At 70.3% G+C, this 12,866-nt stretch carries 13 protein-coding genes; 6 read left to right on the plus strand and 7 right to left on the minus strand.

Annotation, left to right across the window (positions count from 1 at the left end):
• The first annotated feature begins 5 nt into the window (after positions 1 to 5).
• Positions 6 to 827 (plus strand): YceI family protein, encoded by an 822-nt coding sequence (locus ACWDSJ_RS24215; protein WP_450034444.1) that lies wholly within the window; start codon positions 6 to 8, stop codon positions 825 to 827.
• A 3-nt stretch (positions 828 to 830) separates the two neighbouring features.
• Here ACWDSJ_RS24215 and ACWDSJ_RS24220 read toward each other — a convergent pair whose 3' ends face one another.
• Positions 831 to 1,178 (minus strand): hypothetical protein, encoded by a 348-nt coding sequence (locus ACWDSJ_RS24220; RefSeq protein ID WP_387366707.1) that lies wholly within the window; start codon positions 1,176 to 1,178, stop codon positions 831 to 833.
• A gap of 358 nt (positions 1,179 to 1,536) precedes the next feature.
• Here ACWDSJ_RS24220 and ACWDSJ_RS24225 point away from each other — a divergent pair, with 358 nt between their 5' ends.
• From ACWDSJ_RS24225 to ACWDSJ_RS24245, 5 genes are all read left to right on the plus strand, one after another.
• Positions 1,537 to 2,592: a helix-turn-helix transcriptional regulator gene (locus ACWDSJ_RS24225; protein ID WP_450034445.1), complete on the plus strand. Its 1,056-nt coding sequence runs from the start codon at positions 1,537 to 1,539 to the stop codon at positions 2,590 to 2,592.
• On the plus strand, positions 2,589 to 3,992 hold the full coding sequence (locus ACWDSJ_RS24230; RefSeq protein WP_450034447.1) for a pyridoxal phosphate-dependent aminotransferase: 1,404 nt from the start codon (positions 2,589 to 2,591) through the stop codon (positions 3,990 to 3,992). Before ACWDSJ_RS24225 ends, ACWDSJ_RS24230 begins: the two co-directional genes overlap by 4 nt.
• Entirely contained in the window at positions 3,989 to 5,023 is a 1,035-nt protein-coding gene (locus ACWDSJ_RS24235; protein WP_450034448.1) for a hypothetical protein, read from the plus strand. Before ACWDSJ_RS24230 ends, ACWDSJ_RS24235 begins: the two co-directional genes overlap by 4 nt.
• Before the next feature lie 154 nt (positions 5,024 to 5,177).
• Positions 5,178 to 5,495 (plus strand): hypothetical protein, encoded by a 318-nt coding sequence (locus ACWDSJ_RS24240; protein WP_450034449.1) that lies wholly within the window; start codon positions 5,178 to 5,180, stop codon positions 5,493 to 5,495.
• A 63-nt stretch (positions 5,496 to 5,558) separates the two neighbouring features.
• Entirely contained in the window at positions 5,559 to 6,068 is a 510-nt protein-coding gene (locus ACWDSJ_RS24245) for a mycothiol transferase (protein ID WP_450034450.1), read from the plus strand.
• On the opposite strand, the gene ACWDSJ_RS24250 is transcribed toward ACWDSJ_RS24245, so the two are convergent.
• The 6 genes from ACWDSJ_RS24250 to ACWDSJ_RS24275 all read right to left on the minus strand — a co-directional run bounded on the left by ACWDSJ_RS24250 (position 6,065) and on the right by ACWDSJ_RS24275 (position 12,793).
• Entirely contained in the window at positions 6,065 to 7,222 is a 1,158-nt protein-coding gene (locus tag ACWDSJ_RS24250; protein ID WP_450034451.1) for a DUF475 domain-containing protein, read from the minus strand. The genes ACWDSJ_RS24245 and ACWDSJ_RS24250 overlap by 4 nt on opposite strands.
• Before the next feature lie 162 nt (positions 7,223 to 7,384).
• A complete protein-coding gene (locus ACWDSJ_RS24255) occupies positions 7,385 to 7,816 on the minus strand; it encodes an aggregation-promoting factor C-terminal-like domain-containing protein (protein ID WP_450034452.1) in 432 nt (143 codons plus the stop codon).
• Between the two features lie 28 nt (positions 7,817 to 7,844).
• Positions 7,845 to 9,476, minus strand: a complete 1,632-nt coding sequence (locus ACWDSJ_RS24260) for a DUF885 domain-containing protein (protein WP_450034453.1) — start codon at positions 9,474 to 9,476, stop codon at positions 7,845 to 7,847.
• Between the two features lie 124 nt (positions 9,477 to 9,600).
• Entirely contained in the window at positions 9,601 to 10,302 is a 702-nt protein-coding gene (locus tag ACWDSJ_RS24265; protein WP_387366680.1) for a S1 family peptidase, read from the minus strand.
• Between the two features lie 27 nt (positions 10,303 to 10,329).
• The gene (locus tag ACWDSJ_RS24270; protein ID WP_450034455.1) at positions 10,330 to 11,154 is read right to left on the minus strand and encodes an RNA polymerase sigma factor SigF; all 825 of its coding nucleotides are present in this window, start codon (positions 11,152 to 11,154) and stop codon (positions 10,330 to 10,332) included.
• 139 nt (positions 11,155 to 11,293) lie between these two features.
• Positions 11,294 to 12,793, minus strand: a complete 1,500-nt coding sequence (locus ACWDSJ_RS24275; RefSeq protein ID WP_450034456.1) for a flavin-containing monooxygenase — start codon at positions 12,791 to 12,793, stop codon at positions 11,294 to 11,296.
• Positions 12,794 to 12,866: the final 73 nt, after the last annotated feature.

Here is a 12,866-nt window from a genome sequence, read left to right on the forward strand (position 1 = left end):
TAGTCATGAGTGGCTTGATCACCCGCATCCACACCGCCGACGGTTGGCCGGTGCCGGATGCCGTTCTGACAGTGACCGATTCGACGGGGCGGCAGCTGGCGCGGGCCGCGGCGGACGCGACCGGGGCGGCGGCGACCGAGCCGCTGCCCGCGGGAGCGCACACCGCGGTCGTCACCGCGCCCGGTTTCCGGCCGGTGGCCCGGGTGGCGCGCGTCGCCGCCGACGGTTCCGGCGATCTCGGCGACGTCGTGCTCGAACAGGAGGCGGGCGCGGTCTCCGCGCCCCCCGCCGGGCCGTGGACCATCGATCCGGTGCACTCCACGGTGCAGGTCACCGCGCGGCATCTGGGCATCGCGAGCATCAAGGCACGGTTCCCGGAGGTGGGCGGGCGGCTCGAGATCACCGAGAACTTCGAGGGCACAACCGGTTTCGCCGAGATCAAGGCCGCCAGCATCGACACCGGCATCGGGATGCGCGACGACCATCTGCGCTCGGCGGAGTTCCTCGACGTCGAGAACTATCCGCTGATCTCCTTCACCGGCAAGGGTTTCCGGCGCACCGGACCGGACACCTTCGCCATGCCGGGCGAGCTGTCCCTGCACGGCCAGGTGCGGCCGGTCGAACTGGCCGTCACCTTCGGCGGCTGGGGACCGGACCTGTGGGGCGGGGTGCGCGCCGCGTTCCACGCCGAAACCCTGTTGTACCGCAACGATTTCGCGATCGACTACAACGCGATCGTGCGGGCGGGCGTGGCGGCGGTCGGCACCACGGTCAAGATCGATCTCGACATCGAGGTCGTGCAGGGCGAGCAGCTGCCCTCGATGTGAGGGTTACACCCGACCGGCCGCCAGCAGCGGCCGGCCGGGCCCGTCCCCCCGGGACGCCTCGGTATCGCGGGCGAGGATGCGGCCGTAGAGCCGGATCAGCGCCTGCTCCAGAGTGATTCCCACCTCGGCCGCGCGGAAGGCGGCCAGCTCGAAAGCCACGTCGTTGGCTACGAGCCGCGGATCGCTGAGGAGTTCGTCCAGCACCATCCCGCTGAGCGCTTGATCGCGGGTGAGGGGGACGCCGGGCAGCCAGCTCAGGGCCCAGTGCCCGCCCCGCGCGCTCGGAAGGTACTGTGCCAGTTCGGGAGTGACATCGCTGGTGATCAGCCACGCGGTGATCCGGAGTGCCATGGGGAGCACCTCCTCGTTATCGAAGCCGTCGCCGTCGTCGACGGCAATGGCTGTTTCTAAATGCTACGAAGCGGCGACCTCGGGTGTCAATGTAAGCCTCGTGCCACATTTGGATATTTTCGATACCTGAATGCTCGAATCGAAGCAGATGCGTGATCAATCATCCTGCTGTGTCCGGATATTCGACCGGAATTGCGTGAAACAATGCCGCTTCGAACGGTTTCGGGCAGAAAAACGGCCGGATGAGTTCCCTTGTGTGTCAGTACAATCGAGGTTTCGCACCGAGTCCGCCGCCGCGAGAATCTCTCGCCGGTGCCATTGACACACGCAGGCATATGTGTGGCTAGAATTTGGCATCGTGACACTCTCTGGCCACCCTGGTGGGGAGCCGATAGGAAACCTGGTGCGCCGCCTCCGTATCGAGCGGGGCTACACCCAGGCGGCTCTGGCGAAGAAGGCGGACTGCTCGCGCAGCCTGATCCAGCAGATCGAGAACGGCACCCGCGTCCCGCCGTTACCGCTGCGGGAGCGGCTGAGTTCCGCACTGGGCGAGGAACTTCCGATGGCCACGGTCACCGACACCGCCGCCGATGCCGCGGGCGCGCACTACGACCTGCGGATGCGATTCAACATTCTGCTCGGGAAGGATCCCGAGGTGGTCGAGCGCGTGCTGTCGATCGCCCAGAGCGTGATCGACACCCAGACCTCGGCCAAGGACATCGAGCCGCTGCGGCTCATCGCCGCGCGCCAGCTCGACCGCGCCGAGGAGATCCTCGCCCAGATCCCCTCGCGCAGCGCCACGGTGTGGGAGTGGAACACCGTCGCCGACTGGCTCACGATTCTCGAACAGGCCGAGCGTTCGGTGCTGGCCATCCACACCGCCGATCTCGGCACGATCGGCGGCGACGTGGGCGACGACTATCACGCCGCGATCGTGCGGCTCGCCGACGCCGTGCACGAGCCGCGCATCCGGGTGCGCCGGATGTACGTGCTCGACAGCATCGAGGACGTCTGGCCCTACGACGAGAAACTGTGGTGGCAGGTGCGGTCCGGGGTGGAGAGCGTGCTGGTCAAGCGCGAGCACGCGCGCAACGCGCAGAGCATGCTCGTCGTCGACGACCGCTACGTGTGCATCGGGGAGTACGACTACTCGCGGCAGGCGCGGGTGGCGACCCGGTTCTCGGCGCTCAAACACGATGTGGCCTTCGCGATTCGGCGGTTCGAGAAGCTGTACGAACTGCGGCTGATGGGTTCGGCGCTGACCGTCAACGAGATCGCGGCGGCCCCGGAGCTGGCGCGATTCGACCGGCTCACGCAGGGCAACTGCCGGGAGTTGTTCCGCGAGGCGCTCGCCCGGGCCTGGGCGCGGGTGCCCGCGCCGGGGGAGACGGCGACGGAAGCCGGGCACCCGTGACCCGGTTCGTTTCCGACGTCGCCGAGTTGTCGACGCGCTCCGAGGCGCGCAAGCGTTCGGTGCGCGAGGCGCTGCCCTCCGCCGCGCGCTTCGCCGGCACCGCGGGCCGCACCTACGAGGGAATCATCGACGCCTACCACGGCGAGACCGGCTTGGGCCCGGATTCCGCGGCCGTGCGGGCGCTCGACCGGGCCTGGTCGGAGTTGCTGCACACCGATCCGCCGCCGGACTACGCCGGTTACGACAAGCGGCAGCCCGCCGTCCTGCGGGAATTGGCCGCCGACAGGCTGTTCGAGCGATTCGTTCGTCCCGCCGACGGCGTTGCGGGCGTGCGTGTGCGGCCGGAGGAGGTGCTCGTCTGCCCGTATTCGAGCACCATCCTGCTCGAGGAGGCGGTGGCGACACTGGCCCGGCCCGGCGGCGTGATCGTGTGCCCGGAAGGCTTCTACAAGAGCGCGGGTCTCCACGTCCGCAAGGCGGGACTGCGCATCGTCTGCTGCCCGGCCACGCCGGACGATCGATTCGCGATCGATCCCGAAGCGCTGGCCGACTGCCTCGCGCACTATCGAGGCACCGGCGAACTGTGCGGTGTGCTGCTCACCCTGCCCGGCAATCCGGTGGTGGCCCGCTACTCGAAGGCCGAACTGCTGGCCGTCGCGCGGGTGCTCGCCGAGGCCGAGGTGCCGGTGGTGTGCGATATGGCCTTCGATCGGCTGGTGGCCGCGCACCTGCCGCTGGCGGCGCTCGAGGTCGACACCGCGGCGGGTCCGGTGCGGATGTACGACCGGGTGCTCACCCTCACCGGTAACTCCAAGGGCTACAACGCCTTCGGGCCGTGCAAGATCGGCGCGGCCTGCACCGGCGACGCCGACTGGCTGGCCCGCATCCGGGCCCGGCTCACCATCGCGTTCCAGCGGGAGACCGCGCATCTGGCCCGCGCGGTGCTCGAGCACACCCCCGACCGCTACTTCGAGCACAACCGCAAGCTGATGCGCGAGCAGATGAGCGGGGCGCTCGATCGGATCGACGACCTCAACCGGCAGGCGGGCCGGAAGGTGTTGCGGCCGTTGGGCAGTGCCGAGGGGATGTTCCTGTCGGTGGAGTTCGACGCGGCGCTGCTGGCGGCGGCCGGGGTCGATTCCGCAGCGCGCCTCGAGGATCTACTGCTGGTGGCCGCGGGCATCGACAGTGTCGCCCTGGACCGCACCGGGTCGCCCCGGCTCGGGGTGCGACTCAATGTGCTCGCGCCGCGCAAGGCCCCGCGGCGGGAGTCGCGGGACCTGGCCGACGAGATGTTCGACCGGCTGATGCGGCTGGTGGGGGAGCTCGCGGGCGGGCTGACCTATCGCGCCGCGCTGGTGGAATACGGTCTGCCCGAACTCGATTCGATGCCGTCGTGATCGTGGGGGTGCCGCGGGAGACTGCGCCGCGCGAGCGCCGGGTCGCGCTCACCCCGCCGGGGGCGGCGCGGCTCGCCGCCATGGGGCACGAGGTTGTCGTGCAGGCCGGGGCGGGGCGCGCGGCCGGATTCGCCGACGAGCACTATCGTGCGGCGGGCGCACGGCTGGCCCCGACCGCGGCGGCGGTGTTCGCGCCCGCCGATCTGGTCGCGTGGGTGAAACCGCCCGCCTTCCCACTCGAGTCCGTACCGCACCGGCCCGGCCTGACGCTGGTCGGCTTCCAGGATCCGATCCACCGGGCCGGGCAGATCGCGGCCCTGCGCGCGGCGGGCATGGAATCGATTGCGTTCGAATGGGTTTCGCCCGGCGACGCGCCCGAGGTCGACGCCCTGACCGCCATGAGCCGGATCGCCGGGAGCGTCGCCTACCGGGCGGGCCGCCGGTTGCTGCCCGCCCACGTCCGCGGTCGACCGGTTCGCTCGCTCGTGCTGGGCTGCGGTCAGGCCGGGCGCTCGGCGGTCGCCGCCGCGCACGCCGGCGCGGACGAGCCGCCGGTGGTCGTCGGTCTGCGCCCCGAGCAGCGGGACGCGCTGATCCCCGTGGGCCCCTGCGAGTTCCGGCTCGCCGCCGCGGGCATCGTCGACATCATCGATGCCGCGAAGCCCGATCTGGTGATCTGCGCCGCGACCCGTCGGGGCGAGCCCGCCCCGGTGCTGGTGGACGCGGCCGCGCTGGCCGCCCTCGGCCCCGGCGCGGTCGTCGTGGATCTCGCCGGCAAGGCGGGCGGCAACTGCGTCGCAACGGTCTTGGACGCCACCGTGATCCGCGCGGGCGTGACCGTCACGCATCGCTCGAACTACCCCGCCCGCCGCCCCGCCGCCGCCAGCCACGCCTACAGCGCCGCCATGGTCGCCATGATCCGCCGCCTCGCCGATCACTGCGGGCGACCGCCCGTCCAGGGTTGCTCCAGCGCCGAGCGAAACAATTCGCGGCAGTCGCCGTCGTCGTGGGATGAATCGACCGGCGCGTAGGTGGTGGCGAAAGTGCCGGCGGCCGGACGTATTCGATCATCGGGCGAGCGAATGTCCGGCGGGGGTGGCCTGGTTGGGCGGCATAACCACTTGGCCCGGTGAGGAGCGGCTGTTTACGCTCGGGGGTATCAGCGCGGGGGCCGAGGGGGATGACATGACTCTGGAATTCACATCGGGGGCGATCTTCAGCGACAAGACGCCGGAGGTGGCTCGGTTCGTCGGGGCGGGCGAGGACGGGGGGTGGGTGCTGAGTTGGTTGCCGGGGCGGCGGCTCGATCGGGCGCGAGCGGCACACGGGATGGTGCTCGATGAAATCCTCAGTGACCCAAGGCTGGTCGATGACGAGGTGGCGCTGGAGATGGCGGCGGTGCGGGCCGCGGAGCTCGGGCTCACGCTCGAGGGGGCGGTGGCGCTGTTGTGTCTGCGGGTGGTGGATCGGCTGCTGCGGCCCTCGGTCGTGTCGGCCGCCTGAACTTGTCGGTGGTACCGGCTAGCGTCGACGGCGACCGGATCGCTGCGAGGGCGGGAGTTGATCATGAGCGGTATCGAGGTGTTGACCGATGGGTACGGGCGGATCCGCGAGGTGGTCCACGAGGCCGTCGACGGGCTGGACGAGGCCGCGTTGACGTATCGGGTGGATCCGGCGGCCAATTCGATCGCCTGGCTGGTCTGGCATCTGACCCGGGTCCAGGACGACCACATCGCCGAGGTGGCCGGGCTCGAGCAGATCTGGACGGCCAAGGGGTGGTACGAGCGGTTCGGGCTGCCCATCGATCCGGCCGAGACGGGGTACGGGCACGACGCGGAGCGGGTGGGGATCGTCAGGGCGTCGGCGGAGGTGCTCACGGGGTACTACGACGCGGTGCACGAACAGACGCTGCGGTACCTCGCGACGCTCACCGACGCCGATCTGCCGCGCGTCGTGGACCGTCGCTGGGATCCGCCGGTGACGCTGGGCGTGCGGCTGGTGAGCGTGATCTCCGACGACCTGCAACACGCGGGCCAGGCGGCGTTCCTGCGCGGCGTCGTCGAGCGCGGGCGCTAGGGGCCGGAACCGGAGGCGGGACCGACGTATTCGCGGGGCGGCTCGGTGAGTTCCAGATCGGTCTCGGCGGGCGTGTCGTCGCGCGACACGCGGTGGCGGCGGTTGTGCACGACGCTGCTCAGATAGGCGGCGGCGATGATGGCGACGCCGATCAGGCCGGTGGTCATCTCGTCCACGTGGCGGCCGGTCGAGTACAGCAGCACGAGCGCGAGCGCGCCTATGGCCCAGTGCGCGCCGTGCTCGAGGTACACGTACTCCGACAGCGTGCCCCGCCGGACCAGGTACACCGTGATCGACCGGACGAACATCGCGCCGATCAGGCCCAGGCCCAGCGCGATGATGATCGGGTCGGAGGTGATGGCGAACGCGCCGATCACGCCGTCGAAGGAGAACGACGCGTCCAGCACCTCCAGGTACAGGAAGCTGAAGAAGGCGGCGCGACCGGTGAGCACCGCGAGTCCGGATGGGCCCGAGGACGATTCGCCCTCCTCCGGCTCGTCGTCGAAATGCTTGCCCAGCCCGTCGACGAGGATGTAGGTGACCACGCCGAGCACGCCCGCGACCATCACCACGTCGGCCTTGTCGTTGGGCGCGAGGAAACCGGCCACGAAGACCAGCGTCACCAGCGAGACCACGGTGGTGAACATGGGGAACCGGCCGAGCCGGCCCAGCGGACGTTCCAGCCAGGACAGCCAGGTGATCTCGCGCTCGGCGCAGACGAAGTTCAGGAACAACAGCAGCAGGAACATCCCGCCGAAGGTGGCGATCTTGGGATTGGCGTCGTTGAGCAGGGTCTCGTAACTGGGCCGCCCGTCGGCGAAGTACGCCAGCCCGTCCGGCGGCGGGTTCAACGCCAGCTCGAGCGCCTTGAGCGGATCGAGATGCGCGCCGATGGCCACGACGATCAGGGGGAAGACCAGCCGCATGCCGAACACCGCGACCAGCACGCCGACGGTGAGGAACATGCGTTGCCAGAACCGGCTCATCCGCTGGAGCACAGCGGCATTGACCACGGCGTTGTCGAACGAGAGCGACACCTCGAGCACCCCGAGTATCGACGCCAGGATCAACGCCTCGGGACCGCCGTAGAGCAGCGCTCCCACCAGACCCGCTACCGCGACGATGAACGACAGGGCGAACACACGCACGAACATGGCCGATGCCTTTCGCTAGCCCGACAACCCGCGGGGGATTCGACTCCACGGGTAGCAGCAGTCAGAGTGCTCGCAACCCTCGGTTCGATTCTGACAGCTGCACGAGGGGGTTCACAATCGTTACCGCGGGGCACTACCTGTCGGGTTGCCCACGAGCGGTGGTCAATACCACCCGTGCGCCTGCCAGAATGCCCAGGCCGCGTTCGGACTGCCGTAGCGCTGGTTCATGTAATCGTAGGCCCAACGGATCTGGGTGACCGGATTGACCGGCCAGTCCCAGCCGTGGGTGGCCATCTTGAACGGCGGCAGCGCCTGCGGCAGGCCGTAGGCGCCCGAGGTCGGATTGATCGCGAAGACGTTCCAACCGCTCTCGCGGGTGATGATGTTGTCGAAGGAGTCGAACTGGTCGGGCGGCACGATGAGTCGCGCGATCGTCTGCGGGGCCAGCCGGTACAGCGACGAGCCCAGGCCCAGGCCCGCCTCGACCAGATCCGAGTCGGTCGCGATCTCGTCGTCGGCCGCCGCGGGACCGGCGCAGACCGATATCGCGCATACCGCCATGACCGTCACGGTCACCTTCGCGATCGATCCCATTCCTCGAGCAAACCACCGGTTATTGGAATTACCGGTGATTCTCGCGGCGTGTCTCGGTGAGCAGCTCGCGCAGCAGCCGGGGTGAGGGAGAGCCGTGCGCGAGCATCGCGTCGTGCCACGCGCGCGGTGATATCTCGGGCGGGCGTTCGGCGGCGATCGCCGATATCTCGGAGTAACCCACGAAATACGTGGACAGCTGGGTGGATCCGAGTAGGGCGCGCCGCCATTTCCCCGCCGCCTCGCCCTCCTCCTGGAAGCCGCGGCGCAGCATGAGGTCCATGGCCGCGGCCTCGTCGAGTTCGGCGCAGTGCACGCCGTGGTCGAGGATGGCGTTCACGGTCGTGCGCAGGTGGGACTTCAAGCGCTGCAACAGGACCGGAAGTCCGCCGAAGCCGTGGTCGGTCATGAGTTCCTCCGCGTAGACCGCCCAGCCCTCGATGAAGGCGCCGCTCGCGCAGAGCGCCCGAACGGGGGTGGAGCCGCGGAACCGGCGCGCGTGGGCGAGTTGCAGGAAGTGGCCCGGCACGGCCTCGTGCACGGCCAGGTTGCGCAGCATGTGGTGGTTGTACTCGCGGTAGAACGAGCGCACCCGGGACGCGGGCCACCCCGACGGGGTGGGCGCGATGGCGAAAAACGTTGGGATGTCGGCGGTTTCGAGGGGGCCGACGGGATCGCAGTAGGCGACGGCCACGCCGCGGGCGAATTCGGGCATCTCCTGCACGACCAGGGTGTCGGGGACGGAGGAGACGAATTCGTGTGCGGCGGCGAAGGTTTGGGCGGCGGCGAGGGCGGCGCGGGCGGCGGCCACGATGGTGTCGTCGTCGGGGTGGTCGGCCGCGACCCGGTCCAGGGCGGTGCGGACGGTGTCGTCGTCGGGGTGCGCGACGCCCAGCAGTTCGCCCGCGGCGTCGCGGATCCGCTCGTGCAGGTGATCGAGATGCCGGTGCGCGCGGTCGAGGATCTCGGCGGCGGGGAGTTCGGTGTCGAGGGTGTGCCAGAGCTTGGCCTCCCACAGCCGTCGGCCCAGCCGGGGATCGCGGTCGGAACGCTCCAGGCGCGCGGTGAGCCAGTCGCCGAAGTCGGCCAGGGCCGCGAGCGCCGCCGCGGATTCCGCGCGCACGTCGGCGCCCGGCACGCGGGCCGCCAGCGCGGGCACCTCGTCGCGGATCAGGGCCGCGACCCCGGCGAACTGACCGATCGCGGTCTCGACGTGCGGTCGCGGGCAGTCGCCCAGTGTCGCGCGGGCGGTGGCGAGGGCGTCCGGTACGGCCGCGAGCCGCGCCGACAGGGCCGCGAGCCGCTGCTCGGGTGGCGCGAAGGGCCGGGCCAGCAGGGCGTACAGCAACGGTCCGGGGTTGTGCGCCAAGGGATTCCACTCGTGCTCGCGGACCTCGTTCAGCAGGAACAGCCGCCCGTCGACCTCCCGCCGCAACAGCTCGAGATCGACCCGGTCCTCGGCGTTCAACGCGTCGTCGTCCACCTCCGCGAGCACATGCGACGCCTCCCGCAACATCGCCGCCCGCCCCCGCACCGCCTCGCCCGAGAAGTCGGGCAGCCGCTCGTCCGCCCGATGATCGCCCGCCCACGCCGCCGCGTGCGGATCGTCCGCCAGCAGCACGTCCACGATCCGTCCGGCCCGCTCCTCGAACTCCTGCGCCATGCCGCCACGCTACCGCCGGGGAGATCACCAGGAGTCGGGTGGCGCGTGGAGCTCGTCCCGGTGATGCGAAAAGACTTGCGGCCCAGTCGATCTCGCGCTCGCGGCGGGCGCCGATCCGCGCGGCTCAGCTGCCGCCCGCGCGGGGTGTGCCCTGCTCGGCGCCGAGGGCGGGGCGGAAGCCCGCGCCGACGCCGCCGCTCGCGTCGAGGTGGGCCTGGATCGCGCTGATGTTCGTGCCGACCTCGGGCCCGAGGCAGCCGACGCCGAGATAGGCGTTGACCATGCCGACGAGGGTGGTGCCCGCGACGACGGGGGCGCCGGAATCGCCGGGGAGGACGCAGATCTGGGTCCACGTCTCGGTGCCGCGGGCCAGCACGTCGCCCCAGACGACGCCGCAGTTGGTGCCGGTGGTGCGGCCCTTCTTGCAGACCGTCGCCGGAAAACTGGCGGGGGCGCCGACGGCGGTGATGCTCACCGAGCCCACGCGGTCCGAGGGTGCGACCCGATCGGGGTCGAATTCGATGACGGCGTAATCGAGTTCGTGATCGGTCGCGGCGACCCGGCCCACGATCCCGGCGTTCGGCTCGGTCTCCGAGACCACGCTCTGGCCCGGTTCGCCGCAGTGCCCGGCGGTCAGGCCGACCAGGCGGTCCGCGGCGTCGTGCCCGATGGTGGTGAGGGTGCAGCCGGTGGTGTTGGCGATGACGATGCCGGAACCGCCACCGAGGACCGGCAGTTCCGCGGCGTGCGCGGTGCCGACTCCGGCGGTCACGGAGGCGGCGAACACCGCCGACAGGGTCCAGCTCGCCGAGGCGAGGGTGCGCATGAGCTTCTCCCGAAGGTAGGTGGTGGATCAGGCGGCCTGGCGGGGACGCTGAACCTCGAGAGCCTGGTCCTTCAGGGATTGCAACGTCTTGGCGAGAATCCGGGACACGTGCATCTGCGAGACGCCCAGCTCCTCGGCGATCTGGGTCTGGGTCCTGCCCTCGAAGAAGCGCAGGATGAGCGCTCTGCGTTCGCGTTCGGGCAGCTGATCGATCAGCGGCCGCACCGCCATGGCCTGCTCGACCAGTTCGTAGCAGGGCTCCACCGTGCCGATGCTGTCGCGCAGGGGGGTCGCCGAATCCTCGCCGTCCTCCACGGTGGCCTCGATCGAATCGGTCCGGTACCCGTTGGCCGCCACCAGGGCGTTGGTGATCTCGGTGACCTCCACCTCGAGTTCGGCGGCCAGCTCGCGCGCGGTGGGCATCCGGCCGAGCCGTTGCGCCAGCTTCTCGGTGGTCGGGCCGATGAGTTGCTGAATCTCCTTGAGCCGCCGCGGAACTCGCACGGCCCAGGTGTTGTCGCGGAAGTAGCGGCGCACTTCGCCCATCACCGTGGGCACGGCGAAGGACAGGAAGTTCGCGCCGCGGGTGACGTCGTAGCGGTCCACCGCCAGCACGACGCCCACCCGGGCCACCTGCAGCAGATCCTCGAAGGCCTCGCCGCGTCCGGCGAACCGGCGCGCGATGTGTTCGGCCAGGGGTAGACAGCGACCGATCAGCTCGTCGCGCAGGTGTGCGCGATGGGGATCGGTGGGGGCGAGGGAGGCGAGCTTGTCGAACCAGGGCTCGATGTCGTCGTAGGAGTCCTTGCTCGTGCGAGAGTCGACGTTCCGGCTGCTCGAGGGTTCCGTCATCGCGCGAGGTCCCTTCGTGGTGCGACAGTGTTCGGTGTTCAGCCGGATAACCGGCTTCGCAGCGCTGAAACGTGCCCGTGGCCCCGCGCTGACGCGCCGGTCGGACACCCGGTGACATGGGTCGCAATCCGAATAGTAGCTAAATAATTGCCGAAGTGAAATGCCGGTCGTCGGTCACCGCCGCGACCGGGACGAACGTCTGGTCCACGGGCGCCCGCAGCATCCGGGCGAAGGCCCGGGTCGAGGCGGGCCACGGGTTGGTCACCCGCCCGCTCGGGTGCCGGTACCAACTGCGCACGCCGTCGGGCCAGACGGTGGCCGCCAGCGACCGCTTCAGCCACCGCCGGTAGCGTCGCATGGCGACCTCGCCGACCTCGATGGCCGCCGCGCCCGTGCGCTCGCGCCAGCGCAGGCAATCGATGATGTAGGCGATCTGGTGTTCCTTCAGCGTCGGGTTGCTGCCGGCGGGGGTGAACGAATTGGGTCCGGCGATGAGGAAGGCGTTCGGGTAGCCCGGCACCGCGAGGCCCATGTACGCCTCGGCGCCCGCGGCCCACTCCTGCCGCAGCGAACGGCCGCCGCGCCCGCGCACCTCCATCGGCACCAGGAACTCCGGCGCGCGGAATCCCGTGGCGAAGACGATGACATCGGCCGGGCGGTGCCGCCCGTCGCCGGTGGTGATGCCGTCCGGCGTGATTCGCGCGATGGGATCGGTCACCAGTTCCACGTTCGGCCGGGTGAGGGTGGGGTAGTAGGCGCTGTCGAAGAGGATGCGTTTGCCGCCGATCGGGTAGTCGGGTGTCAGCGCCGCGCGCAGCTCGGGATCGGAGATGCTGCGGCGCAGATACATTCGGGCCAGTGCGCGCGCGGGCCGCGCCGACCAGCCGCGCCGCATGATCGGCGCGAGCAGCAGATCCGCCCCGGTGTACAGCGCTCGCCGGTACATCCGGTGCGCGCCGGGCAGCCGCAGCGCCGCGCGGCTGAGCGGACCGAAGTCGGCGGCCGGTTTCGGCAGCACCCAGTGCGGGGTGCGCTGGTACACCGTCACCCGCCGGGCTCGCGCGGCGGTGTCCGGAAGCAATTGCGCCGCACTGGATCCCGTGCCGATCACGCCCACGTCCAGTCCGGTCGGATCGCAGTCGTGATCCCAGGCCGCGGAGTGGAACATCGCGCCCGCGAACGACTCTCGGCCCGGGATGTCGGGCACGTGCGGGCGGTGCAGCTGCCCGGCGGCGAAGACCACCACGTCGGCCCGGATCCGCGCGCCGTCGCGGGTGGTGATCTCCCAGCGGGCGGCGCCGTCCTGATACACCGCGGTCTCGACCCGGGAGCGGAAGCGCAGATGCGGTTCGAGCCCGTGCTCGCGCGCGACGCCGCGCAGATAGTCGAGGATCTCCGGCTGCGCGGGGTAGCGGCAGCTCGTGCTGCGGTAGGGCGCGAACGAGAACGAGTACAGGTGCGAGGGCACGTCGCAGGCGCAGCCGGGATAGGTGTTGTCCCGCCAGACCCCGCCCAGGTCGTCGGCCTCCTCGAGGATCACGAACCGGGCGACGCCCGCCTCCCGTAACGCGACGCCCATTCCGATGCCACCGAAGCCCGCGCCCACCACCGCGACCTCGACGTCCAACTCCGCAACCATGGCCCGACACCTCCCGTGACATGCGACAGTAAACTTTCAGCTAACTGTAAATATCGCATGTTCGATCGGAAAA

The sequence above is a fragment of the Nocardia sp. NPDC003482 genome (assembly GCF_053588115.1).